Genomic DNA, 23,610 nt, shown 5'->3' with positions numbered 1-23,610 from the left:
ACTTGGCGTAAGAATTGGCTGGTGCAGGCATCGAAAGCGAGTCAGGTCAGGGGGAGCCGGTGAGCCGTTACGACGTCACCGATGAACAGTGGGAAGGGCTCGCCCAGGTCGTGCCGCTGCGAGGCCGGGACGCATGGCCGTCCGCGGTCAGCCACCGGACGCTTCCCGACGCGGACACCGAGACGCGCCGCCGGTTCGTCGTCCTGCGGGTCAACATCTTCGCGGACGCCCGCGATGTCGCCGAGACCCTGATGGCGGGGGTGCCGGTGCTGCTGGACCTGTCCGGCGCGGAGGGGGATGTCGCCAAGCGGGTGCTGGACTTCAGTACCGGCGTGGTGTTCGGGCTGGCCAGCGGGATGCACCGGGTGGACCGCAATGTCTTCCTGCTGACGCCGCCGGGGACCGAGGTGAGCGGGCTGATGGGCATGGAGGCGTCGGGCTGAGGGCCGCTTTCGCTCGTCTTTTCTTAGGACGGTTCGGCCGAGCGGGTGGTGCGCCGGGGGCCGGGGCGGTCGCCCGATCGTAGGAAGGTCCGGGGAGAAAACGGTTCGCCCCGCGAGGGCGGTCCTACGGTCCGCTCATGTCGGTCACCTCCCTCCCCACCGCCCCTCCGGCCCCGTTCCCCGAGGGGTACGACGTGCGCGCCCGGATCACCGAGCTGCGGCTCTCCGCCTTCGCCGGGCACCGCCGGGCCTCCTTCCCGCTGGGCGCCGTCACCCTGTTCGCCGGGCCCAGCGGCTCCGGCAAGTCCACCGCGCTCGCCGCCTACGAGGCGCTCGCCCGGCTGGGCGGCGGGGCCGCGCTCACGGAGGTGTTCCCCGATCCGACGGCCTGGGTGCCGGACCGGGCCCGGCCGGACGCCGAGGGGCGGCGCGGGTTCCGGATCGGCTGCACGGCCGACGGCGCCGAGGGCCCGGTCCAGCTCGACGTGGCCGTGCAGGCCGAGCCCCGGCTGCGCATCGTGGGCGAGCGGCTCAGCGCGGGCGGGGTGGTGCTGCTGGAGACCGCGCTGCGCGATCCGGGACGCCGTACGGTGCAGGCCGCGTGGCACACGGCGGGCGCCGCACCGGTGACCCGCGCGCCGCTCCCGGACGACGTGCTGGGTACGACGCTGCTGCCGCTGCGGGTGGCCGGGAAGACGGACGGGCAGCGCCGGGTGCTGGCCGCCGCCGAGCAGATGGTCGTCGCGTTGCGCTCGGTCTTCCCCTGCGACCCGGCGCCGGCCCGCATGCGCGTCCCGGTGCCGACCGGTTCGGGCCGGCTGCTGCCGGGCTGCGACAACCTGGCCGACGTGCTGAGCCGTACCCGTACCGAATGCGGGCGCAGACATGCCCAGTTGGTCGAGGTGGTGCGCGCCGGGTGCGCGGGCCCGGTGACCGACCTGGCCGCCGAGTTGCTGCGGGACGGCACGGTACGGGCGCTGCTCGACCGGGGTGACGGCCACCGCACCGAGCTGGCCCGGCTGGGCGAGGGCGAGCTGCGGTACGTCGCGCTGGCCCTGGTGCTGCTGACCGGGCCGGGGGTGCTGGAGGTGGACGCGCCGGGGGAGGTGCCGGACGCGCTGCGCACCCTCACCGTGCTGGCCGACGGCTTCGACCGCTGCCTCGATCCCGGCCAGCGGTCCCAACTCCTCGCCACGGCAGCCCGGATGGGGGAGCGGGGACACATCCGCTGCGTGGGCGCGATCAGTGATCCCGCCTGGGCCGCGGGGACACCGGGCGTCACGGTGGTACACCTGAGGCCGTGACCGAACACCCCGATCTGGCCGGACTCCAGCGCAGACTCACCGAGTTCGCCGCCGCCCGCGACTGGCAGCCCTTCCACACCCCCAAGAACCTCGCCTCCGCCCTCAGCGTGGAGGCGGCCGAACTGGTCGAGATCTTCCAGTGGCTGACCCCGGAGGAGTCCGCCGCAGTCATGTCCGACCCGTCCACCGCACACCGCGTCACGGACGAGGTGGCGGACGTCCTCGCCTACCTCCTCCAGTTCTGTGAGGTCCTTGGCATCGACCCGCTGGCCGCGCTGGCGGCGAAGATCGAGCGGAACGAGGGGCGGTTCCCGGTGCCGGGAGCGGAGGACGCCACCTGACCGATCGTCCGGACCCACATACTCCACTATCACTCTATGGAGTCAATTTCCCTGTCGACTCCGAATTGTTGTCCACAGATTTCCGGTTTCCTCTGGCTTTTCGTGCCAAGTGGCGTCACTCTGGGTAGTGAAGACGTGTGTGCGGTCGAACGGACGGACGGGGACGGGGCGGCGGATGGACGCGTTACGGCTCATCGAGGTCAGCAGAGAGGCGTTGGTGGCGGGTGCCGACGCGGCGGGGACTCTGAGGGAGGTGTGGCAGGCGCAGGCACTGTCGCAGGCGATCGGCAGCCGGCTGGCGGTGTCCGGGCCGCCGGAGCTGCGCGGGGAGGCGCTGGGGCTGATGGAGCTGGCGGGCCGGGGGTGCGGGGTGCTGGACCCGCCCGACCTGGACACCGCCGACCTGCTCGCCGCCCGGCTCACCGAACTGGCCGACGCCCGCCGGACCCTGCTGGGCCTGTGCGGGCTGCTCGGGGAGGTGGGGATGGCGTTGGTCGGCATAGCCAGCGCGGCCTCCGACGAGGCGGTGTACTGGCAGTGCATGGAGGCCATCGACGCGGCGGACGAGTCCCGCGACCGGGTCCTGGAGATGCTGCGCAAGCTGGCGGCGAGGGAGGAGCTGCTGCCGGAGGGGGAGCGGGGGTGAGGGGTGCCGGGGGCTGAGGCGGGGCCCGCGCGGTGGGCCGGGCGTGCCGGCAGCTTCGGCCAGGTGCGCCGTGGTGCCGGTGAGGCTCAGTGGGGGGCGGGCGGGCAGGATGGGGGTATGGATCTCCGTATCTTCACCGAGCCCCAGCAGGGGGCCACCTACGACACCTTGCTCACCGTGGCGAAGGCCACCGAGGATCTCGGGTTCGATGCCTTCTTCCGGTCGGATCACTATGTGCGCATGGGCGGCGGGAGCGGCCTGCCCGGACCCACCGACGCCTGGATCACGCTGGCCGGACTCGCCCGCGAGACCAGCCGCATCCGGCTCGGCACCCTGATGACAGCCGGTACGTTCCGGCTGCCCGGCGTGCTCGCCATCCAGGTCGCGCAGGTCGACCAGATGTCCGGCGGCCGGGTCGAACTGGGCCTCGGCGCGGGCTGGTTCGAGGAGGAGCACAAGGCGTACGGCATCCCCTTCCCGAAGGAGAAGTTCGCCCGCCTGGAGGAGCAGCTCGAGGTCGTCACCGGTCTGTGGGCCACCGAGGCCGGCAAGACCTACGACTTCCACGGCACCTACTACGACCTCACCGAGTCCCCCGCGCTCCCCAAGCCCGCCCAGCACAAGATCCCGGTGCTCATCGGCGGCCACGGCGCCAAGCGCACCCCGCGCCTCGCGGCCCGTTACGCCGACGAGTTCAACATCCCGTTCGCGTCCCTGGAGGACACCGAGCGCCAGTTCGGCCGGGTCCGCGCCGCCGCCGAGGAGGCCGGCCGCGCGCCCGACTCCCTGGTGTACTCCAACGCCCTGGTCGCCTGCGTCGGCCGGGACGACGCCGAGGTGGCCCGCCGTGCCGCCGTCATCGGCCGCGAGGTCGACGAGCTGAAGGCCAACGGCCTGGCCGGCACCCCGGCCGAGGTGGTCGAGAAGCTCGGCCGGTTCCAGGAGGTCGGCTCCGAGCGCGTCTACCTCCAGATGCTCGACCTCGACGACCTGGACCAGCTCGAGCTGATCTCCGCCGAGGTCATGCCCCAGCTCTCCTGACCGACAGACGCGGGGCCCGCCGTCGAGCGCGAGGCGGGCCCCGGCTCGCGAAAACCGGTGGTCAAAGCACCCGCGCGACCACGAGACTCGGACATGTGTTCCTGACGATCTCCACACGCGGCACCGCCGCCACCCCGGCCACCGACCTCGGGTTCCTGCTGCACAAGAACCCCGGCAACGCGCAGACGTTCAGCACGTCCCACGGGACCGCGCACGTTTTCTACCCCGAGGCGGAGGCAGAGCGCTGCACGGCCGCGCTGCTGCTGGAGGTCGATCCCATCGCGCTGATCCGGCGCGGCAAGGGCAAGGGCAAGGGCAAGGGCGGCGCCCCCGACGCGGCCCTCGGCCAGTACGTCAACGACCGCCCGTACGCGGCCTCCTCGCTCCTCGCCGTCGCGCTCAGCGCCGTCTTCTCCACCGCACTGCGCGGGGTGTGCAAGGCGCGCCCGGAGCGCGCCGCCGCCCCGCTGCCGCTGCGCATCGAGGTGCCCGCCGTCGCCGCGAAGGGCGGCCCGGACCTGGTGCGCGCCCTGTTCGCCCCGCTCGGCTGGGACGTCACCGCCGAACCGGTCGTGCTGGACCCCGAGTTCCCCGACTGGGGCGACTCCCGCTACGTCCGCCTGGTGCTGGCGTCGGAGCGGCTCACCCTCGCCGAGGCGCTGCGCCACCTCTACGTCCTGCTCCCGGTGCTGGACGACGCCAAGCACTACTGGGTCTCCCCGGACGAGGTCGACAAGCTGCTGCGCGCCGGTGAGGGCTGGCTGCCCGGCCACCCCGAGCACCGGCTGATCACCAACCGCTACCTCTCCCGCCGCTGGTCGCTGACCCGGCAGGCGATGGAGCGTCTTGAGCTGGTGCGCCTGGCCGAGACCGACGACAGCGAGGTCGAGGACATCGACAACGCCGTCGAGGCCGAGACCGAGGCCGAACCCCCGCCCACCCCGCTCGCGGTCCAGCGCCGGGACGCGATCCTCGCCGGGCTGCGCGAGTCGGGCGCCGCCCGCGTGCTCGACCTCGGCTGCGGCGAGGGCCACCTGGTACGGGAGCTGCTGCGGGACCCCCGGTTCACCGAGATCACCGGCGTCGACGTGTCCGCGCGCGCCCTCGCCATCGCCGCCCGCCGCCTCAAGCTGGACCGCATGGGCGAACGGCAGGCGTCCCGCGTGCGGTTGCTCCAGGGCTCGCTCACCTACACCGACAAGCGGCTCACCGGCTACGACGCGGCCGTGCTCAGCGAGGTCATCGAGCACCTCGACCTGCCCCGGCTGCCCGCGCTGGAGTACGCCGTGTTCGGCGCGGCCCGCCCCCATACCGTGCTGGTGACCACGCCGAACGTCGAGTACAACGTCCGCTGGGAGACCCTGCCCGCCGGACACGTCCGGCACGGTGACCACCGCTTCGAGTGGACCCGCGCCGAGTTCGCCGCCTGGGCGGCCGCCGTCGCCGAACGGTACGGCTACACCGTCGAATTGCGCCCGGTCGGCCCCGACGACCCCGAGGTCGGACCGCCCACCCAACTGGCCGTCTTCCACCGCGACACCACCGAGCAGGACAAGAAGGAGGCGAAGGCCGCATGAGCGAGACCAGCACGGGACGGGTCCTGCCCGTCACCGACCTCTCCCTCGTCGTCCTCGTCGGCGCCACCGGCTCCGGCAAGTCGACCTTCGCCGGCAAGCACTTCGCGCCCACCGAGGTGATCTCCTCCGACTTCTGCCGGGGCCTGGTCGCCGACGACGAGAACGACCAGAGCGCGACCGGCGACGCCTTCGACGTCCTGCACTACATCGCGGGCAAGCGGCTCGCGGCCGGCCGCCGTACCGTCGTCGACGCCACCAGCGTCCAGCCGGACGCCCGGCGGCAGTTGATCGAGCTGGCCAAGAAGTACGACGTGCTGCCGATCGCCATCGTGCTGGACGTGCCCGAGGAGGTGTGCGCCGAGCGCAACGCGGCCCGCGCCGACCGTGCGGGCATGCCCCGCCGGGTGATCCAGCGGCACACCCGCGAACTCCGGCGCTCGCTCAAGCACTTGGAGCGCGAGGGCTTCCGCAAGGTGCATGTGCTGCGCGGGGTCGCCGAGGTCGAGGGCGCCACGATCGTCACCGAGAAGCGGTACAACGACCTCACCCACCTCACCGGCCCGTTCGACATCATCGGCGACATCCACGGCTGCTCCGCCGAACTGGAGTCGCTGCTCGCCAAGTTGGGCTACACCGACGGCGTCCACCCCGAGGGCCGTACCGCCGTGTTCGTCGGTGACCTGGTCGACCGGGGCCCGGACAGCCCCGCCGTGCTCCGGCGCGTGATGGGCATGGTCGCGGGCGGGAGCGCGCTGTGCGTGCCCGGCAACCACGAGAACAAGTTCGGCCGCTACCTCAAGGGCCGCACCGTCCAGCACACCCACGGCCTCGCCGAGACCATCGCCCAGATGGAGGGCGAGAGCGAGGAGTTCAAGGACGAGGTGCGCCGCTTCGTCGACGGCCTGGTCAGCCACTACGTCCTCGACGGCGGCCGGCTCGTGGTCTGCCACGCCGGTCTGCCGGAGAAGTACCACGGCCGGACCTCCGGCCGGGTCCGCTCGCACGCGCTGTACGGCGAGACCACCGGCGAGACCGACGAGTTCGGGCTGCCCGTGCGCTACCCGTGGGCCGAGGACTACCGGGGCCGCGCGGCCGTGGTGTACGGCCACACTCCGGTGCCGGAAGCCACGTGGCTCAACAACACCATCTGCCTCGACACCGGTGCCGTCTTCGGCGGCAAGCTGACCGCGCTGCGCTGGCCGGAGCGCGAGATCGTGGACGTCCCCGCCGAGCGGACCTGGTACGAGCCGGTCCGGCCGCTGCGCGTCGACGCGCCCGGCGGCCAGGACGGACGGCCGCTGGACCTGGCCGACGTCACCGGCCGGCGCGGGGTCGAGACGCGGTACCTGGGCCGGGTCGCGGTCCGCGAGGAGAACGCGGCCGCCGCCCTGGAGGTGATGAGCCGCTTCGCCGTCGACCCGCGCCTGCTGCCGTACCTGCCGCCCACCATGGCGCCGACGCCCACCTCGAAGGAGGACGGCTACCTGGAGCACCCGGCCGAGGCGTTCGCGCAGTACGCGCGGGACGGGGTCGGGCGGGTCGTGTGCGAGGAGAAGCACATGGGCTCGCGCGCCGTGGCCCTCGTCTGCCGGGACGCGGCGACCGCCGCCCAGCGGTTCGGCGTGGGGGAGGGGCCCACGGGCGCGCTCTACACCCGTACCGGACGGCCGTTCTTCGACGACGGCGCGGTGACCGAGGAGATCCTCGAACGGCTCCGGACGGCGGTCACCGAGGCGGACCTGTGGGAGCGGCTGGACACCGACTGGCTGCTGCTGGACGCCGAGTTGATGCCGTGGTCGCTCAAGTCCGAGGGCCTGCTGCGCCGTCAGTACGCCGCTGTGGGCGCCGCCTCCGGCGCCGTGTTCCCGCCCGCGCTCGCCGCGCTGGAGGCGGCCGGGGCCCGGGGCGCCGACGTGTCCGCGCTGCTGGACCGGCAGCGCGAACGGGCCGCCGACGCGGCCGCGTTCACCGACGCCTACCGCCGCTACTGCTGGCCCACCGAGGGTCTCGACGGCGTCCGCCTCGCCCCCTTCCAGGTGCTGGCGGTACGCGGCCGCAGCCTCGCCGGACTCCCGCACGACGAGCAACTCGCCCTGCTGGACCGGGTGGTGGAGCACGACGCCTCCGGCCTGCTCCAGACCACCCGGCGCCTGTACGTCGACACCGGCGACCCGGAGTCGGTGCGGGCGGGCATCGACTGGTGGCTGGAGATGACCGGGCGGGGCGGCGAGGGCATGGTCGTCAAGCCGCTCGGCGCGCTCGTCCGCGACGGGCAGGGCCGGCCGGTGCAGCCGGGCATCAAGTGCCGGGGCCGCGAGTACCTCCGGATCATCTACGGTCCCGAGTACACGCGCCCGGACAACCTGGCCAAGCTGCGCCACCGGTTCCTCAACCACAAGCGGTCGCTTGCGGTCCGCGAGTACGCCCTCGGCCTGGAGGCCCTGGACCGCCTCGCGGACGGCGAGCCGCTGTGGCGGGTGCACGAGGCGGTGTTCGGCGTCCTCGCGCTGGAGTCGGAGCCGGTGGACCCACGGCTCTGAGCACATCCAACAGGCGGCTTCAGCCCACCAGCCGCAGCCGCCTCCCGCACACCCCCACCCGCACCGTCTGCCCCCAGGTGAGCTGGAGCGCGTCGGACTCGATGCCGTCGCCGAAGGCGATCAGCCGGTCGGACTCCACGGTGAGCGTCAGCGACGCCGAGGCGGTGAGGCCGCCCCCGACCAGGCTCGTCCCGGTGGCGGGGGACGGCCACGCCTCGCGGACGAACCACAGCAGCCGGTCCTCGGTCGGCGCGGGCAGGGGCAGGGTGCCGCCCCGCTCCTGCCACACCGACCGGAGCCAGCCGGTGGCCCCGGTCCCGGTCCCCACCAGGACCCCGGAGGAAGCCTGGGCCTCGACGACACCCCTGTCGCCGTCGAGACCCAGGCGGTACCGGGCGGTCTGGTGGCCCGGCGCGCCGAGGTAGATCTCGTTCAGCGCCACCAGCCGCTGCGTGTCGTCGGTGACCGCCTCGACCATGGTCAGTTCCTCCGCCGTGCCTCCGGCCGAGGCCAGCAGGGCGGCGGCGTCGCGCGGCCGGTGCCGGACCAGCACACCGGGGTTGCGGCCCGGATCGGTGTCGATGCCGATCACCGGCTGGCCGTCCAGGTACTTGGCCGCGTTCGCCACCAGCCCGTCCTGGCCCACCACCAAGACCACGTCCTCGGGCGCGAACAGGAAGCGGTCCAGGTCGGCCCGCTCCAGCAGCGCCTGGCGCCAGTTCAGCGGGACGGCGGCGGTCACCTCGGCCAGGGCGCGGCGGGCGCGGCGGTGGCGTTCGGCGACCTCCTCGATGTCCCGGCCGCGCGAGGAGAGGAAGAACGCGGCCTGCCCGTGCGTACCGTGCCGGGCCACCAGCTCCTCGTACTCCGTGGTGCGGTGGACCAGCACGGCGCGCGGGGCGAGGCTCACCGGGCGCCGTCCGGAGCGTCGCCGTTCAGCCGGGCGAGCAGGCCGGTCAGTACGTCGGGGGAGACGGTCACGCTGTCGATGCGTGGCAGGTTCTCCGCGAGCCGGGCCGCGGTGAGCGCCCGCAGCGCCTCGGCGCCGTCGACGCCGGCCTCGGTGTGCACCCGCAGCCACGCCGCCCGCTCCTGGGCCCGCGCCTCGCCGGTCTCGCGGGCCGCCTCGGCCTCAGCACGGGCGATCCGTACCGTCCGCTCCGCCTCGGCTTCGGCCAGCCGGGCCGTCCGGGTGGCCTCGGCCTCGGCCAGCTTCACCGACCGGGCCGCCTCCGCCTGGGCGCGCACCGCGTCGGCCGCGGCCTCCTCCTCCGCCTCGCGGCGGGCGTTGGTGCCCCGCTGCTCGACCAGCCGTTCCTCGCGGCGGGCCAGCTCGATGCGGCTGGCCAGCTCGTTCTCCGCGATGGCCCGCTCCCGCTCGACCGCGACGGCCCGCCGTTCGTAGGTCGCGCGGTCGGCCTCCTGCTGGACCTGCTCGCGGGCCGGGGTACGCAGCGCCCGCTCCACCTCCGGCTCGGGGCGCAGCGCCATCACGCGCACCGCGACCACCTCGATGCCGGTGGCCGGCAGCCGGGGCTCGGCGGCCAGCCCGGCGGTGACGCGCTCGCGCACCGCCGCCGCGCCGTCCACCAGCGCCGCCGCGAGCGGTGTACGGGCCAGTACGTCCAGCGCGTGCTGCTGGGCCGTCTCGGTGAGCAGGGTGCCGAGCTGCTCCAGCGGGGCGCCGCGCCAGACGCCGGTGTCCGGGTCGATGGAGAAGTCCAGGCGGGCGGCGGCGGTGGCCGGGTCCGCGATCCGGTACGTCACCGTCGCGGTGACCGCCACGTCCTGGAAGTCGTGGGTGCGGGCGTGGAAGGTCATCGCCAGTTCCCGGTCGTCCACCGGCACCTCGGACAGCGCGGCGGTCAGCGGCCGGAACCAGAAGCTGAGCCCGGGCCCGTCGTGCACCAGCGTGCCGGAGCGGTGGTGCCGGATGTGCGCCGTCGGCACACCGCGCAGGTGGCGCCAGCCGAGGCGCCGGGTGATGTCGGCCATGGGAACCCCTCACTTCTCGTCACGAGGACGATAAGCGAGGTGACCTGTTCTCGTCAACAGGACGAAAAGAGGGAGTGCCGAGAGACGCGTGAACGCGCCCCCCGGCGGCCAGGATGAAGGCATGGCATTCCACGTCGACTCCGAGGCCGGGCGGCTGCGCCGGGTGATCCTGCACAGACCGGACCTCGAACTCAAGCGCCTCACCCCCAGCAACAAGGACGCCCTGCTCTTCGACGACGTGCTGTGGGTGCGCCGGGCGCGCGCCGAGCACGACGGCTTCGCCGACGTCCTGCGCGACCGGGGAGTGGAGGTGCACCTCTTCGGCGACCTGCTCACCGAGACCCTCGCCGTCCCGGAGGCCCGCGCCCTGGTGCTGGACCGCGTCTTCGACGAGAAGGAGTACGGCCCTCTCGCCACCGATCATCTGCGCACCGCCTTCGACGCGATGGCCCCCGGCGAGCTGGCCGAGGCGCTGGTCGGCGGCATGACCAAGCGGGAGTTCCTCACCGGCCACCCCGAGCCGGCCTCGGTCCGCTTCCATGTGATGGAGCTGGACGACTTCCTGCTCGGCCCGCTGCCCAACCACCTCTTCACCCGCGACACCTCGGCGTGGATCTACGACGGCGTCTCCATCAACGCCATGCGCTGGCCCGCCCGGCAGCGCGAGACCGTGCACTTCGAGGCGATCTACCGGCACCACCCCCTCTTCAAGAAGGAGGGCTTCAACATCTGGTCGCGCGGCCAGGCCGACTACCCCTCCACCATCGAGGGCGGCGATGTGCTGGTGATCGGCAACGGCGCCGTGCTGATCGGGATGAGCGAGCGCACCACCCCGCAGGCGGTGGAGATGCTCGCGCACAAGCTGTTCGCGGCGGGCTCGGCGCAGACCATCGTGGCGCTGGACATGCCGAAGCGGCGCGCCTTCATGCACCTCGACACCGTGATGACCATGGTCGACGGCGACACCTTCACCCAGTACGCCGGGCTCGGCATGCTGCGCTCGTACACCATCGAGCCCGGTGTCGGGGAGCGCGAGCTGAAGGTCACCGACCATCCGCCGGAGCACATGCACCGGGCCATCGCCGCCGCCCTGGGCCTCGGCGAGATCCGGGTGCTCACCGCCACCCAGGACGTGCACGCCGCCGAGCGCGAGCAGTGGGACGACGGCTGCAACGTCCTCGCGGTCGAGCCCGGAGTCGTCGTCGCCTACGAGCGGAACGCCACCACCAACACCCATCTGCGCAAGCAGGGCATCGAGGTCATAGAGATCCCGGGCAGCGAGCTGGGCCGGGGCAGGGGCGGGCCGCGCTGCATGAGCTGTCCGGTCGAGCGGGACCCCGTGTGAGAGAGCCCCTGTGTGAATCCGCGCATAATCATGCCGCAGAGTGAATAGAAATGCCGGGGCTCGTATAGAATTACCGGAGTCAGTGCACCGCGTACCCCTGGAGCGCCCCCATGGCGACAGTCCCGACCGCCCTCACCGGCCGCCACTTCCTCAAGGAGCTGGACTTCACGGCCGAGGAGTTCCGCGGGCTGCTCGCGCTGGCCGCCGAGCTGAAGGCGGCCAAGCGGGCCAGGACCGAGACGCGGTACCTGACCGGCCGCAACATCGCCCTGATCTTCGAGAAGACCTCGACCCGCACCCGCTGCGCCTTCGAGGTCGCCGCCGCCGACCAGGGTGCCCACACCACCTACCTCGACCCCTCCGGCTCCCAGATCGGGCACAAGGAGTCCGTCAAGGACACCGCCCGCGTGCTGGGCCGGATGTACGACGCCATCGAGTACCGGGGGCACGGCCAGGGCGTCGTCGAGGAGCTGGCCGCGCACGCGGGCGTCCCCGTCTACAACGGGCTCACCGACGAGTGGCACCCCACCCAGATGCTCGCCGACCTGCTCACCATGACCGAGCACAGCGACAAGCCGCTGGAGGACATCGCCTTCGCCTACCTGGGCGACGCCCGCTACAACATGGGCAACTCCTACCTGGTCACCGGCGCCCTGCTCGGCATGGACGTCCGTATCGTCGCCCCCAAGCTGCTCTGGCCCGACGAGACCATCGTCGCGCTGGCCCGCCGGCTCGCCGACGCCTCCGGCGCCCGCGTCACCCTCACCGAGGACGTGAAGGAGGGCGTGCGCGGCGCCGACTTCGTCGCCACCGACGTCTGGGTGTCCATGGGCGAGCCCCAGCAGGTCTGGGACGAGCGCATCGGCCTGCTCGGCCCGTACGCCGTGACCATGGACGTGCTGCGCGCCACCGGCAACCCGGACGTGCGCTTCCTGCACTGCCTGCCCGCCTTCCACGACCTCGGCACCAAGGTCGGCCGCGAGATCCACGAACGGTACGGACTGACCGAGCTGGAGGTCAGCGACGAGGTCTTCGAGTCCGAGCACTCGGTGGTCTTCGACGAGGCGGAGAACCGGATGCACACCATCAAGGCCGTGCTCGTCGCCACCCTCGCGGCCCCTGAGGGCGATACGTCACAAACCCTTGCGTGACCCACCTCACCTGGCCTTATCCTGACCGACGGCCTGGCCGCCATCCCCGTGCCGCGCCGACGCAGCGGCCGTACCCGGGCCGTCCGCACCACCAGAAACGAGCACCACCCGCATGCCCGCTCCCCGCATCAAGTCCCCGCATCTGCTCGTCGCCGAATCCGGCGCCGACCGCGAGGGCCACGGTCTGAAGCGCACCATGGGCCTCTTCCAGCTCATCTGCTTCGGTGTCGGCGCCATCGTCGGCACCGGCATCTTCGTCGGCCTCTCCGACTCCGTCGCGCAGGCCGGACCCGCCGTGGTCGTCTCCTTCATCCTCGCCGCGATCACCTGTGTGTTCACCGCCTTCTCCTTCGCGGAGCTGGGCGGCGCCATACCGGTCTCCGGCTCCTCGTACTCCTTCGCCTACGCCGGTCTCGGCGAGTCCACCGCCTTCCTGGTCGGCTGGTGCCTGCTGCTGGAGTACGGCATCTCCATCTCGGCCGTCGCGGTCGGCTGGAGCCAGTACGTCAACGAACTCCTGCACAGCCTCACCGGCTGGCAGCTCCCCGCCGCGCTGTCCGCCGGACCCGGTGACGGCGGTGTGGTGAACCTGCCCGCCGTCGTCGTCATCGCCATGGCCGCCGTGCTGCTGATGCGCGGTGTGCGCGAGAGCGCGCGGGCCACCGCCGCGATGGCCGCCGTGAAGCTCGTCATCCTGCTCGCGTTCTGCGCCATCGGCTACAGCGCGTTCAAGGACGGCAACCTCACCCCGTTCTCCCCGGCGGGCCTGGGCGGCATCGGCGCGGGCACCACCGCGGCCTTCTTCTCGTACATCGGCTTCGACGCCATCACCACGGCCGGCGAGGAGGCGAAGAACCCGCGCCGGGACATCCCGGTGGCGATCCTCGTCTGCATGGGCCTGGTCACCCTGCTGTACTGCGCCGTCGCGGTCGCCGCGATCGGTGCCATCGGCGCCCACCAGGTCGGCGGCCGCCCCGCCGCGCTGTCGTACGTGGTCAACATGGTCACCGGCTCCACCATCGGCGGCGGTGTCATCGCCTTCGGCGCGGTCGTCGCCATCGCCTCGGTGGTGCTCGCCGTGATGTACGGCCAGACCCGCATCCTGCTGTCGATGTCCCGCGACGGACTGATCCCGCGCGTCTTCGAGAAGGTGTCCCCGAAGACCTCCACGCCGGTGGCGGGCACGCTCATCGTCGCGGTCGTCTTCGCCGTCCCCGCGGCCTTCGCCTCGCTCGACTCCGTGGTGAACCTCTGCACCATCGGCACGCTCGCCATCATGGCCGTCGTCAACATCGCGGTGATGGCCCTGCGCCGCCGCGAGCCGGGCCTGAAGCGCAGCTTCCGGGTGCCGCTGTACCCCGTCGCCCCGCTGCTCGGCGTCGCCTTCTGCCTCTACCTGATGTACGAGACGGGCTGGCAGACCTGGGCGCAGTTCGCGGTCTTCCTCGCGGTGGGCCTCGGCGTGTACTACGCCTACGGGCGCCGGCACTCCACGCTGGGCCGCGCCGAGGCGGCCGGGGTCACGCCGAACGCTGAGCGGGAACGACAGGCAGTCTGAACCACACCGCCTTGCCCGACGAGGTCGGGCGGTGACCACAGGACGAACTGAGGGCGCGGATCAGCAACAGGCCGCGCCCTCCCTCCTGCCAGGGGTCGGGCTCCTCGATCACCGGACGGGTGAGATGGCCCGGCGGCTCCGGGTCGGGGTCGTGCACCTCGACCTGACAGCCGGTGGGCCGCAGCTCCACCACCAGCTCGATCGGACCGCTGCCCGCGGTGTGCTCCACCGCGTTCGCCACCAGCTCGGCGGTCAGCAGCTCCGCCGTGTCGCAGTCGGCCAGGTGCCCCACCTCGGCCAGCGCCGACCGCACCAGGGCACGCGCCACCGGCACCGCCGCGGCGGTGTGCGGCAGCGCGATGCGCCAGGAGGCCGATTCGGTGGGGCGTTCGTACACGGCGAGTCCGTTCATGGAGCAGGCTGTCCTGCTTTCGACTGTAGGAAATGGTACGGGTCCGGCCATCGAAACCCTCGGCGGGCGGTGGCCGGAACCATAGGGCCCGATACCCGTCCGCGCACCGCGCCGAACGCCCCACCACCCCCTCCCGTAGCTGCTGTTACGTCCCTGTCGATCACCGGTGACACCGGAGACGGGACGGTCGCGCGCGCCGGGCCGTCACCCCCGCCGAGTGACCACAGTCACAGGCCGAAGGGGTCCGTTTCGGCCGTCCGGTGCCACGGAGCGAGCGACCGGTCACCGGCCGCCGCGCTCACACCCCGACGAAGGCCGCGCCCGCGTCCCGCAGCCGCTCGTGCAGCGCCCGGAACACCCGCGCCGAGCGCGCCCCCGGCCAGTCGGCGGGCAGCAGCCTGGCCGGCAGACCGGGGTCGGCGCCGGGCAGCCGGCGCCAGGAGTCCAGGGCCAGCAGATAGTCCCGGTAGGCGTCCTCCGCCGGGGTGTCCGGCCGGTCCTCCCACGCGCGCAGCACCGGCGCGTGCGCCGCGAGGAACCGCTCGTGCTCCGCGGCGATCGCCGGCAGGTCCCACCAGCGGCCGACCGCCTCGACGGTCGGGGCGAACCCCAGATGCTCGCCCCGGAAGAGATCCACATAGGCGTCCAGACCCAGCCGGCCCAGCGTGTGCCGGGCCTCCTCGTGCAGCCGGGCCGGGGCTATCCACACCCCCGGAGCCGCCGCGCCGAAGCCCAGCGCGGCCAGCCGGGAGCGCAGCACATGCCGTTTCTGCCGCTCCGACTCGGGCACCGAGAACACCGCGAGCACCCACCCCGCGTCCTCGGCGGGCCCGGTGGCGTGAATACGGCGGTCGTCCGCGCTGAGCAACCGGTGCGCCTCCGCCGACAGCTCGTACCCCGCCGCGCCCCGGGCGGTGCGGGCCGGCAGCAGCAGGCCGCGCCGCTTGAGCCGGGACACCGAGGAGCGCACCGAGGGCGCGTCCACCCCGACCGCGGCCAGCAGCCGGATCAGCTCGGCGACGGGCAGCGGGCCCGGTACGGAGCGGCCGTAGGCGCCGTAGAGCGTGACGATGAGGGACCTGGGGGCGTGCGGCTCGGACACGTTGATCATTTTAGGTCTTCGGCATACCTGCTGGTCACCATCGGTGCGCGGGCCCCGATGGGGGATGCGGGGACGACTGCGCCCGGCCCATTGACGCGCCACCGATGGGGTGACGGTCGCGTGCCGCGCGGGGCGCCGCCGGTACCTGTGGGAGCCCCCACACCCCACACCGGGAGGCATCCGATGCCCGCACGTCCCGTCCTCGCCGCCGCGCTCGGCGGCGCCGCCCTGCTGTGCGCCCTCGCCACCCCGGCCCTCGCCACCCCGGCCCTCGCCGGCCCGGCTGCCGCGGCCCCCGGCGAGAGCGTCACCGTCGACTCCACCGCCCGCCTCGCGGCCGACGGCACTCTCACGCTCTCCGGCACCTACCGCTGCCTGCCCGGCACCGGCCCGGTCTTCGTCAGCTCCTCCGTCAGCCAGGCCGACCCCCGCGTCCGGCACGGCATCGGGGGCAGCGCCGCCCGCTGCGACGGGGTCGAGCACCGGTGGGCGAACTCCGGAAAGGTCTCCGCGGAGACGCTCACGGCGGGCGCGGCCCATGTCCAGGCCAACGTGATGGAGCTGCGCCCGAGCGGACTGGTGCCGCTGCCCGTGTTCCATGCCACGCGGGACCGGGACATCACGCTCGTCCGGAGCTGACCCCCTGGGCCGGCGGCGGCGGGCTACGGCGGAGGCATCCGCCCGGTGTGCCGCCGCCACTCCAGCCGGGCCGCCTCCAGCTCGGCGCGGGCCTCGGCCAGACGGGGGTTGTCCTTGTTGCGGGCCTGGATCTCGGCGTGCCGCTTGCGGGCCCGGTCCAGCGCCTCGGTGTCCTGCTCCAGCAGCTCGCGGTCGTGCTGGGCCTGCTTCAGCTGCTCCGGCAGGGTGGTGCGGAAGGTGTTCTCCTTGGCCACCGCGCGCTGCACCGCGTCGGCGAAGTCCCGCACCCGGTCCTCGGTGAACCCCTTCGCCTCCTCGCCCTCGCCGGTGCGGCGCGGGTAGTTGGTCCGCTCGGGGGTGCCGTCGGCCTCCAGGACGTAGAGGTAGTAGGCGCTGTCGCCGGACTCGATCCTGACCCGGCGCTCGGCCAACTGCAGGGTGCGCGTCGCGCCATTGGTGGTGCGCTTCACCAACACGTGCTCGTACAAGGTGAGTTCGCCCAGTGCGTCCAGCCGCTTGCCCCGCCCCGGCTTCTCCAGCGAGGCGACCCGCCGCGCGGCGGTACGCAGGTCCTCCTCGCGCTTCTGCTCCTGCCGGGCCACCTCGGTCCGCGCGGCGGACTCCTCCGAGTGGGCGATCTGCTCCAGGCTGCGTACGTTCGCCCGCGCCTGGGCCAGCGGACGCCGGTCCTCGGCATGTCTCGGCAGGACCGCCAGGGCGAGGCTGCCCGGGAACCTCCGCGCCCGTACGTGCACCGCCCAGCCGGCCAGCGCCGCCGCGCACAGCACCACGATCACGTACGCCATGCGCCCCCCAAAGGCTGCCGTCACCGTCCGCTGTCTGTTACTGCTCAGCGGACGATGACGGCAAACTGCCCCCTGGCGCCGAGGGGTTGGCGCCGTACGGATCGAGCCGCCGCTTTAGTTGAAGGCGTTGCGCAGCGCGGGCAGCAGCGTCTTCTCCGACCAGTCGATGAAGGCCGGCTGGGTCGGGCCGCCGATCTGGACCAGGGCCACCTCGGTGAACCCGGCGTCCACATAAGGCCGTACGGCCTCCACGAAGGCTTCCGGGTCGTCGCCGCACGGGATGGCGGAGGCCACGTCGTCCTCGGTGACGAACTGGGTCGCCTGGTCGAAGGAATCCGGGCCCGGCAGCTCGGAGTTGACCTTCCAGCCCAGGCCGAACCAGCGGAACTGGTCGTGCGCGCGCCGGATCGCGGCGTCCCGGTCGGTGTCGAAACTGACCGGGAGCTGGCCCACGCTGGGCCTGCCCGTGCCGCCGTGCCGCTCGAACGACTCCAGCAGGTCCTTCTTCGGCTCGGTGGCGATGACCAGGTCGGCGAGATGCCCGGCCAGCGCACAGGACTGCTCGCCCGAGACGGCGATGCCGATGGGCGGCGCGGGCTCGGGCACGTCCCACAACTTGGCCGACTCCACGTCGTAGTGCTTGCCGTGGTAGGTGACGTGGCCGCCCTCGAACAGGGCGTGGATGATCTCCACCGCCTCTTCCAGCATCTCGTGCCGCACGTCCACCGCGGGCCACCCCTGGCCCACCACATGTTCGTTGAGGTTCTCCCCGGAGCCCAGCCCGAGCCGGAAGCGGCCCTCGGACAGCAGTTGCAGGGTCGCCGCCTTCTGCGCCACCACCGCCGGGTGATAGCGGAAGGTCGGACAGGTCACGTACGTCATCAGCGGTATCCGCGACGTGGCCTGCGCGGCCGCGCCGAGGACGCTCCACGCGTACGGGGCATGGCCCTGCGAGCGCAGCCAGGGGGAGTAGTGGTCCGACGTCACGGAGAAGTCGAACCCCGCCTCCTCGGCCCGCACGACATGCTCGACCAGCTCACGCGGCCCGGTCTGCTCGGTCATCATCGTGTATCCGATTCGCACCATGAGCCACGAGTCCCCCTTCTGACGGGGCGAAAACAGCCCGGCTGTTCTCGCCCCGCGCTCACTGGGCCGGCGGGAACCGGTCCCAGACCCGGTGCTCGGTCAGCAGCGTGGTCAGCTCGTCCAGGATCTCCGCGCCGCTGCCCCCGGTCACCACACCGGGCGCGTCCACCGGGATGCCCGCCGTCCTGAGCGCATCCTCCGCGCCCGGCCACGCGCCCAGCGCCTTGCCGTGCCGGAACGCCTCGTCCAGCATCAGCACCATCCGCGGATCGGCCGCGCCGTCTCCCGCCGCCCGGGCGTCCCGCGCGCCGTACGCGTCGTCGCCGCGCGCGACCGAGCCCGCGACCAGCAGCGCGTCGAACTCCGGCGAGCGGGCGGTGGCGTAGCTGCGCTGCACGTCCACCGTGCCGTCGCCGTCGCCCAGCGTGCCCCCGGTCGGCGCCACGATCAGCGGCACCAGACCGGCCGACAGCAGGTCCCGCTGCACCCCGCGCACCGCGTCGAGATCGGCGTCGGCGTCCGTGACGATGCCCACCACCCGGCCCTCCGGCGGCCAGCTGTCGCCCAGCTGGGACAGCGCGGGGGAGGGGTCGACGTCCTCGATCGGCACCGTCGGCTCCGGCGCGGGCAGCCCGAGCCCGGCCGCCACCGGCGCGCACAGGTCCGGGTCGATGTTGGCCAGCACCTGCAGCCCGCGCTCCTTGATGGCCTGCTCGTAGCACTTGCCCAGCTCGAACGTGTAGGCCGCCACGATGTGTTCGCGCTCCACCGGGCTCATGCTGCGCCAGAAGCGGCGCGGCTGGGTGAAGTGGTCCGCGAAGGTCTCCGGCGCCTCGCGCACCTTCGACGCCTCGGGCACCGTCACCGGCGCCTCCACGTACGGGTTGTCGTCCGCGCCCGCGAGGAACGGGCAGCCGCCGTCCAGGGAGTTGGGCCGGTAGGCCGCGACACCCGCGTGCACGGCGGTCTGGTGCATGCCGTCCCGCAGCATGTCGTTGACCGGCGCGTGGGTGCGGTTGATAGGGATCTGCGCGAAGTTGGGGCCGCCCAGCCGGCTGATCTGGGTGTCCAGGTAGGAGAACAGCCGCCCGGTCAGCAGCGGGTCGTCGGTGACGTCGATGCCGGGCACCAGATGTCCGGGGTGGAAGGCGACCTGCTCGGTCTCCGCGAAGTAGTTGGTCGGGTTGGCGTTGAGCGTGAGCAGCCCGATCGGCTGCACCGGGGCCAGCTCCTCCGGGACCAGATTGGTCGGGTCCAGCAGGTCGATGCCCTCGAAGGTCTGGTCGGGGGTGTCGGGGAAGGTCTGGATGCCCAGCTCCCACTGCGGGAAGGCGCCCGCCTCGATGGCGTCGGCCAGATCGCGCCGGTGGAAGTCCGGGTCGAGCCCGCCCAGCAGCTGCGCCTCCTCCCACAGCAGGGAGTGCACGCCCAGCTTGGGCTTCCAGTGGAATTTGGCCAGCGTGGTCCCGCCCTCGGCGTTCACCAGCCGGAAGGTGTGGATACCGAAGCCCTCCATCATCCGGAAGGAGCGCGGCAGACCCCGGTCGGACATGTTCCACAGGGTGTGGTGGGTGGCCTCGGTGTGCAGCGTCACGAAGTCCCAGAACGTGTCGTGCGCGCTCTGCGCCTGCGGGATCTCCCGGTCCGGCTGCGGCTTGCCCGCGTGGATGACGTCGGGGAACTTGATGGCGTCCTGGATGAAGAAGACCGGGATGTTGTTCCCCACCAGGTCGAAGGTGCCCTCGTCGGTGTAGAACTTCGTGGCGAACCCGCGGGTGTCCCGGACCGTGTCCGCCGAGCCGCGCGAGCCGAGCACCGTGGAGAAGCGCACGAACACCGGCGTCTCGACCCCGGCCTTCAGGAACCCGGCCCGGGTCACCTCGGCCGCATTGCCGTACCCCTCGAACACGCCGTGCGCGGCCGCGCCCCGGGCGTGCACCACGCGCTCCGGAATCCGCTCGTGGTCGAAGTGGGTGATCTTCTCCCGCAGATGGTGGTCCTGGAGGAGTACGGGACCGCGCGCACCCGACTTCAGCGAGTGGTCGGTGTCGTACAGCCGGTTGCCCTGGGCCGTGGTCAGCCACTCGCCGTCCTGCTCGCGCAGCTCCGGCCCGGCGCCGCTCGGCCGCCCGGTGGGGCTCACCGTGGCCGGGGCCTCCTGGTCGGGCTTGGCGGGCGCCGGCTCCCTGGGCTCGGTCGGTTCGGCCACGGACGGGTTGTCGACGCCGGGCCCGCTCAGGACGTCACCGGCGGACCGGGCCTCCTGGCCCTGGGGAGCCGTGGGCTTCCCCTCGTCCGGCATGTCGTTCCTGTCCTGCATGGCGACCTCCCTGGGAAGGGGCGTGAGGTGGTCCGTACGGCCGAGTATCCAGGGGCGGGGGACCCACACGCGGCGGGGCTGCCGAGCGGGGCGGCTCTGCGCAATCGGGCAAACCCGAGTGGTCACAGCAAGCTCGGCGGCTCCTGGCCTTTTGCGGGCCGGCAGCCCGGGTGATCACACCGTGGCGGTCGCCGGGTCGCTCGTGCCGGGGGCGCCCGTCTCGACGTGCCCGGCGAAGCGGCGTACGAAGGCGGAGTCGCCGCTCGCGGTGACCGTGACGTCGTACCAGCGGTTCCCGGCGGCCACGCCCCACCCCTTGACGGCGCGGGAGGCGCCGGGCTGGACGGTGTACGTGTAGTGCTGGGCCGGGGCGTAGGCGTCGGTGGCCGTGAAGGTGACGGCGGCGCTGCCCGCGTTGGTGAAGGTCAGGGTGACCTGCCCGGCCGAGTTGTCGTGCCGGGCGGTGACCTCGGGGCCGACGGCGGAGTTGGTGCCGGCCTGCCGGCGCAGGAAGCCGTTGGGACCGTACACGGAGAAGTCGTACCGGGTGCCCGGCAGTGCCCAACTGTCGGTCAGGCTCTTGCCGGACTCGACGGTGTACGGCCAGGGCCCGTCGGTGCGGGTGGCCGAGGTGACATGGAAGGCGGCCCCGGCGGCACCGAGCGCGGCGAACGTGAACTGCATCCGTCCGCCGACCGCCTTGGTGTCCACGGCCAGGTCGTACGGCAGCGCCCGCGCGCTCCGTGTCCCGCGCTCCTGCTTGGGCAGCGCGCCGGCCGCCGGGGGCTTGGGCACGTAGTTGCCGGGGTTGGTGTGGTCGGGCGGCCGGTACCCGCTGGTGTCGGGCAGGCCGGGCGCGGCGGTGTTGCCGCGGGAGAAGTCGAAGGCCGAGGTGAGGTCCCCGCACACCGCGCGCCGCCAGGGGGAGACATGGGGGTTGCGCACCCCGAACCGCTTCTCGATGAACTGCACGATCGAGGTGTGGTCGAAGGTCTGCGAACAGACCCAACCCCCGGTGCTCCAGGGCGAGATGACCAGCATCGGCACGCGCGGGCCGAGCCCGTACGGTCCGGCCGCGTACCCGGACGAGCCGCCGTACAGCTCCGTCGTCACATCGGCGGTGGACAGCCCGCGCGCGGCGGAGGCGGGCGGGAAGGGCGGTACGACGTGGTCGAAGAAGCCGTCGTTCTCGTCGTAGGTCAGCAGCAGGGCGGTGCGGCTCCAGACGTCCGGGTTGGAGGTGAGCGCGTCCAGGACCTGCGAGATGTACCAAGCGCCGTAATTGGCGGGCCAGTTGGGGTGTTCGCTGAAGGCTTCGGGGGCGGCGATCCAGGAGACCTGGGGGAGGGTCCCGGCGGCCACGTCGGCGCGCAGACGGTCGAAGTAGCCGTCGCCGCTGGCCGCCTTGGTGCCGGTGCGGGCGCGGTCGTAGAGGGGGTCGCCGGGCTTGGCGTTGCGGTACTGGTCGAAGTACAGCAGGGAGTTGTCGCCGTAGTTGCCGATGAACGCGTCGCTGGTCCAGCCCCAGCCGCCGGCCGCGTCCAGTCCGGTGCCGGTGTCCTGGTACACCTTCCAGGAGACGCCCGCCTGCTGGAGTATCTCCGGGAAGGTCGTCCAGGAATACCCGGCCTCCTCATTCCCGAGCACCGGCCCGCCGCCCTTGCCGTCGTTACCGGAATAACCGGTGTACATGTAGTAACGGTTCGGGTCGGTGGAACTCAGCATCGAGCAGTGGTACGCGTCGCACACCGTGAACGCGTCCGCGAGCGCGTAATGGTACGGAATGTCCGCGCGTGTCAGATAAGCCATCGTCGTCGTGGACTTGGCGGGAATCCACTTGTCGTAGAGCCCCCCGTTGAACGCCGCGTGCGTCCCCGCCCAACTGTGATCCAGATCCTGGATGAACTGCATCCCCAGCCGGTCGGCATCCGGCCGGAACGGCAACGTCTCCCGCCCCGCCCCGTCGACCTGATGAAACACACTCTTCCCCGACGCCAGCCCGACCGGCCGCGCGTCCCCGAACCCCCGCACCCCCCGCAACGTCCCGAAGTAATGGTCGAACGACCGGTTCTCCTGCATCAGCACGACGACATGCTCGACGTCGGCGATCGTCCCGCTCTTCACCGCGGGCGCGATACTCGCCGCCCGCGCGATCCCTTCGGACAACTGCGTGGCAGCCGCGCTTCCGGCGGCAATCTGCAAAAACCTACGACGACTGACATCGGGCACGGAATATTCTCCTTGAATTCATGCACCGTTCTCGGGCGGACGTTTTCTCGAATTGCCGCGAGAGCTGAACAGTGCAGTGCAGTCGCCTCTTCGTGTCAAGGGCCGGAGTGGGGTCGGCTGAAGATGCGACACATCGGTGGGGCCGACCGGCGCCGGCCGGCACGCGGGGGCGGCCGTCGTGGACGTGATTTCGCCGAAGGGAAGACTTTCGGCCTCTTTCCCCGCTCGGCGGGTGCGGATTGTGGAATTCCGTACTGACGGGATGCGATCCACTCTTAACGTGATCGCATGAGCGAAGATCGCATCCCTTCGGTGTCGTCCCTGCGTGCGTTGGTGTCGCACGAGGAGTGGACTGAACTGACGTCTCGCACCCCGCAGACCTACCTGCCGGGGGAAGCGCTGCTGGAGCAGGGAGGTAGCGGAACTCACGTACTCGCGCTGGAGGAAGGGCTGGTGAAGGTCGTTCGAACCGACCGGGACGGCAAGCGGCGCCTGCTTGCCTTCCGTGGGCCGGGCGAGGTCCTGGGTGAGATGGCGCTCCAGTGCGGAGGTGAGCGGCTGGCGTACGTATGGGCCATGAGCAAATGCAAAGCGTCCATTGTGTTCGCGGATGACTTTCGGCGCTTCGTGCGGGACCATCAGCTCGCCGATCGCCTGGCGGTGATGGCCTCCCATCGCCTGCGGGAGCAGACCGAGATTCATGACGGTGCCGTGCACGAGCGGCTCGCCATGACCCTGTTGCGGCTCGTCGAGGTCTCCGGTGGAGAGAGCTCCTTCTCGCTCATCCGGGAAGAGCTGGGGGAGCACATCGGCGTCGGACGCAAGGCGGTCAGTAAAGCGCTGGAACAGCTTGGGCCGGGCACGGTGCGAGCCGGCAGAAGCCGGATCGAAGTGATCAGCGTGGCAGGGCTGCGCAAAGCGATCAGTGACCGCGACGCCACCTGAGCGCAGTGTGGCCCGCGTCACTCGTTTTATGGGCCTGCGGAACCGAACACTTCCGCGTTCCCTGTGAGGCTCGGCATGCGCGACACCGCACGTTCGAGCGTTCCTGCCCGGTCTCCGAGAGGCCGGGCAG

The 23,610-nt window shown here is 72.2% G+C and carries 20 protein-coding genes; 12 read left to right on the top strand and 8 right to left on the bottom strand.

The window, feature by feature from the left end; translation table 11 throughout:
- Positions 1–59 precede the first annotated feature (59 nt).
- The 7 genes from E5083_RS16070 (at position 60) to E5083_RS16040 (ending at position 7,892) form a co-directional block, all read left to right on the top strand.
- Positions 60–443, top strand: coding sequence for a cell division protein SepF (locus tag E5083_RS16070; protein WP_130337162.1), 384 nt, complete (start codon positions 60–62; stop codon positions 441–443).
- 137 nt (positions 444–580) lie between these two features.
- A complete protein-coding gene (locus tag E5083_RS16065; protein WP_135786372.1) occupies positions 581–1,747 on the top strand; it encodes an AAA family ATPase in 1,167 nt (388 codons plus the stop codon).
- Positions 1,744–2,088, top strand: a complete 345-nt coding sequence (locus tag E5083_RS16060) for a nucleotide pyrophosphohydrolase (protein WP_135786371.1) — start codon at positions 1,744–1,746, stop codon at positions 2,086–2,088. Before E5083_RS16065 ends, E5083_RS16060 begins: the two co-directional genes overlap by 4 nt.
- Positions 2,089–2,263: 175 nt before the next feature.
- On the top strand, positions 2,264–2,734 hold the full coding sequence (locus E5083_RS16055; RefSeq protein WP_135786370.1) for a DUF6099 family protein: 471 nt from the start codon (positions 2,264–2,266) through the stop codon (positions 2,732–2,734).
- Between the two features lie 117 nt (positions 2,735–2,851).
- A complete protein-coding gene (locus E5083_RS16050; protein WP_135786369.1) occupies positions 2,852–3,775 on the top strand; it encodes an LLM class F420-dependent oxidoreductase in 924 nt (307 codons plus the stop codon).
- Between the two features lie 95 nt (positions 3,776–3,870).
- Positions 3,871–5,352 carry a 3' terminal RNA ribose 2'-O-methyltransferase Hen1 gene (locus E5083_RS16045; RefSeq protein WP_135786368.1) on the top strand — a complete coding sequence of 494 codons (1,482 nt, stop codon included), beginning with the start codon at positions 3,871–3,873 and terminating at the stop codon, positions 5,350–5,352.
- Positions 5,349–7,892: a polynucleotide kinase-phosphatase gene (locus tag E5083_RS16040; RefSeq protein WP_135786367.1), complete on the top strand. Its 2,544-nt coding sequence runs from the start codon at positions 5,349–5,351 to the stop codon at positions 7,890–7,892. Before E5083_RS16045 ends, E5083_RS16040 begins: the two co-directional genes overlap by 4 nt.
- A gap of 19 nt (positions 7,893–7,911) precedes the next feature.
- Here E5083_RS16040 and E5083_RS16035 read toward each other — a convergent pair whose 3' ends face one another.
- Together E5083_RS16035 and E5083_RS16030 are read right to left on the bottom strand one after the other, a co-directional pair.
- Positions 7,912–8,802 (bottom strand): NAD(+)/NADH kinase, encoded by an 891-nt coding sequence (locus tag E5083_RS16035; protein WP_135786366.1) that lies wholly within the window; start codon positions 8,800–8,802, stop codon positions 7,912–7,914.
- A complete protein-coding gene (locus E5083_RS16030; RefSeq protein ID WP_135786365.1) occupies positions 8,799–9,887 on the bottom strand; it encodes an SPFH domain-containing protein in 1,089 nt (362 codons plus the stop codon). Before E5083_RS16030 ends, E5083_RS16035 begins: the two co-directional genes overlap by 4 nt.
- A 121-nt stretch (positions 9,888–10,008) precedes the next feature.
- Between E5083_RS16030 and E5083_RS16025 the strand changes: the two genes are divergently transcribed.
- The 3 genes from E5083_RS16025 to E5083_RS16015 all read left to right on the top strand — a co-directional run bounded on the left by E5083_RS16025 (position 10,009) and on the right by E5083_RS16015 (position 13,941).
- A complete protein-coding gene (locus E5083_RS16025) occupies positions 10,009–11,232 on the top strand; it encodes an arginine deiminase (protein WP_135786364.1) in 1,224 nt (407 codons plus the stop codon).
- A gap of 110 nt (positions 11,233–11,342) precedes the next feature.
- Complete coding sequence (argF, locus tag E5083_RS16020; RefSeq protein WP_135786363.1) at positions 11,343–12,383, top strand: ornithine carbamoyltransferase; 1,041 nt, start codon at positions 11,343–11,345, stop codon at positions 12,381–12,383.
- A gap of 112 nt (positions 12,384–12,495) precedes the next feature.
- Positions 12,496–13,941 carry an amino acid permease gene (locus E5083_RS16015; RefSeq protein WP_135786362.1) on the top strand — a complete coding sequence of 482 codons (1,446 nt, stop codon included), beginning with the start codon at positions 12,496–12,498 and terminating at the stop codon, positions 13,939–13,941.
- On the opposite strand, the gene E5083_RS16010 is transcribed toward E5083_RS16015, so the two are convergent.
- Together E5083_RS16010 and E5083_RS16005 are read right to left on the bottom strand one after the other, a co-directional pair.
- Positions 13,904–14,353, bottom strand: a complete 450-nt coding sequence (locus E5083_RS16010; protein WP_135786361.1) for an ATP-binding protein — start codon at positions 14,351–14,353, stop codon at positions 13,904–13,906. The genes E5083_RS16015 and E5083_RS16010 overlap by 38 nt on opposite strands.
- Positions 14,354–14,651: 298 nt before the next feature.
- On the bottom strand, positions 14,652–15,464 hold the full coding sequence (locus E5083_RS16005) for a PaaX family transcriptional regulator (RefSeq protein WP_135786360.1): 813 nt from the start codon (positions 15,462–15,464) through the stop codon (positions 14,652–14,654).
- Between the two features lie 174 nt (positions 15,465–15,638).
- On the opposite strand from E5083_RS16005, the gene E5083_RS16000 reads away from it, so the two are divergent.
- Positions 15,639–16,094, top strand: coding sequence for a DUF6299 family protein (locus E5083_RS16000; RefSeq protein WP_135786359.1), 456 nt, complete (start codon positions 15,639–15,641; stop codon positions 16,092–16,094).
- 23 nt (positions 16,095–16,117) lie between these two features.
- Here the strand turns inward: E5083_RS16000 and E5083_RS15995 are convergent, their stop codons facing one another.
- The 4 genes from E5083_RS15995 to E5083_RS15980 form a co-directional block, all read right to left on the bottom strand.
- Complete coding sequence (locus E5083_RS15995) at positions 16,118–16,900, bottom strand: hypothetical protein (RefSeq protein ID WP_135786358.1); 783 nt, start codon at positions 16,898–16,900, stop codon at positions 16,118–16,120.
- Between the two features lie 114 nt (positions 16,901–17,014).
- Positions 17,015–17,986 (bottom strand): LLM class F420-dependent oxidoreductase, encoded by a 972-nt coding sequence (locus E5083_RS15990; protein ID WP_135786357.1) that lies wholly within the window; start codon positions 17,984–17,986, stop codon positions 17,015–17,017.
- A gap of 58 nt (positions 17,987–18,044) precedes the next feature.
- Positions 18,045–20,306: a catalase gene (locus E5083_RS15985; protein ID WP_135786356.1), complete on the bottom strand. Its 2,262-nt coding sequence runs from the start codon at positions 20,304–20,306 to the stop codon at positions 18,045–18,047.
- A gap of 174 nt (positions 20,307–20,480) precedes the next feature.
- The gene (locus E5083_RS15980) at positions 20,481–22,535 is read right to left on the bottom strand and encodes a phosphocholine-specific phospholipase C (protein WP_135786355.1); all 2,055 of its coding nucleotides are present in this window, start codon (positions 22,533–22,535) and stop codon (positions 20,481–20,483) included.
- A 288-nt stretch (positions 22,536–22,823) separates the two neighbouring features.
- Here E5083_RS15980 and E5083_RS15975 point away from each other — a divergent pair, with 288 nt between their 5' ends.
- Positions 22,824–23,480, top strand: a complete 657-nt coding sequence (locus E5083_RS15975; protein WP_135786354.1) for a Crp/Fnr family transcriptional regulator — start codon at positions 22,824–22,826, stop codon at positions 23,478–23,480.
- Positions 23,481–23,610 lie beyond the last annotated feature (130 nt).

Origin of the sequence: Streptomyces bauhiniae (assembly GCF_004784475.1) — a bacterium.
Lineage (GTDB): Bacteria > Actinomycetota > Actinomycetes > Streptomycetales > Streptomycetaceae > Streptomyces > Streptomyces seoulensis.
Note: the sequence above shows the minus strand (reverse complement) of the source record. Positions and strands in the feature narration are given on the sequence as shown.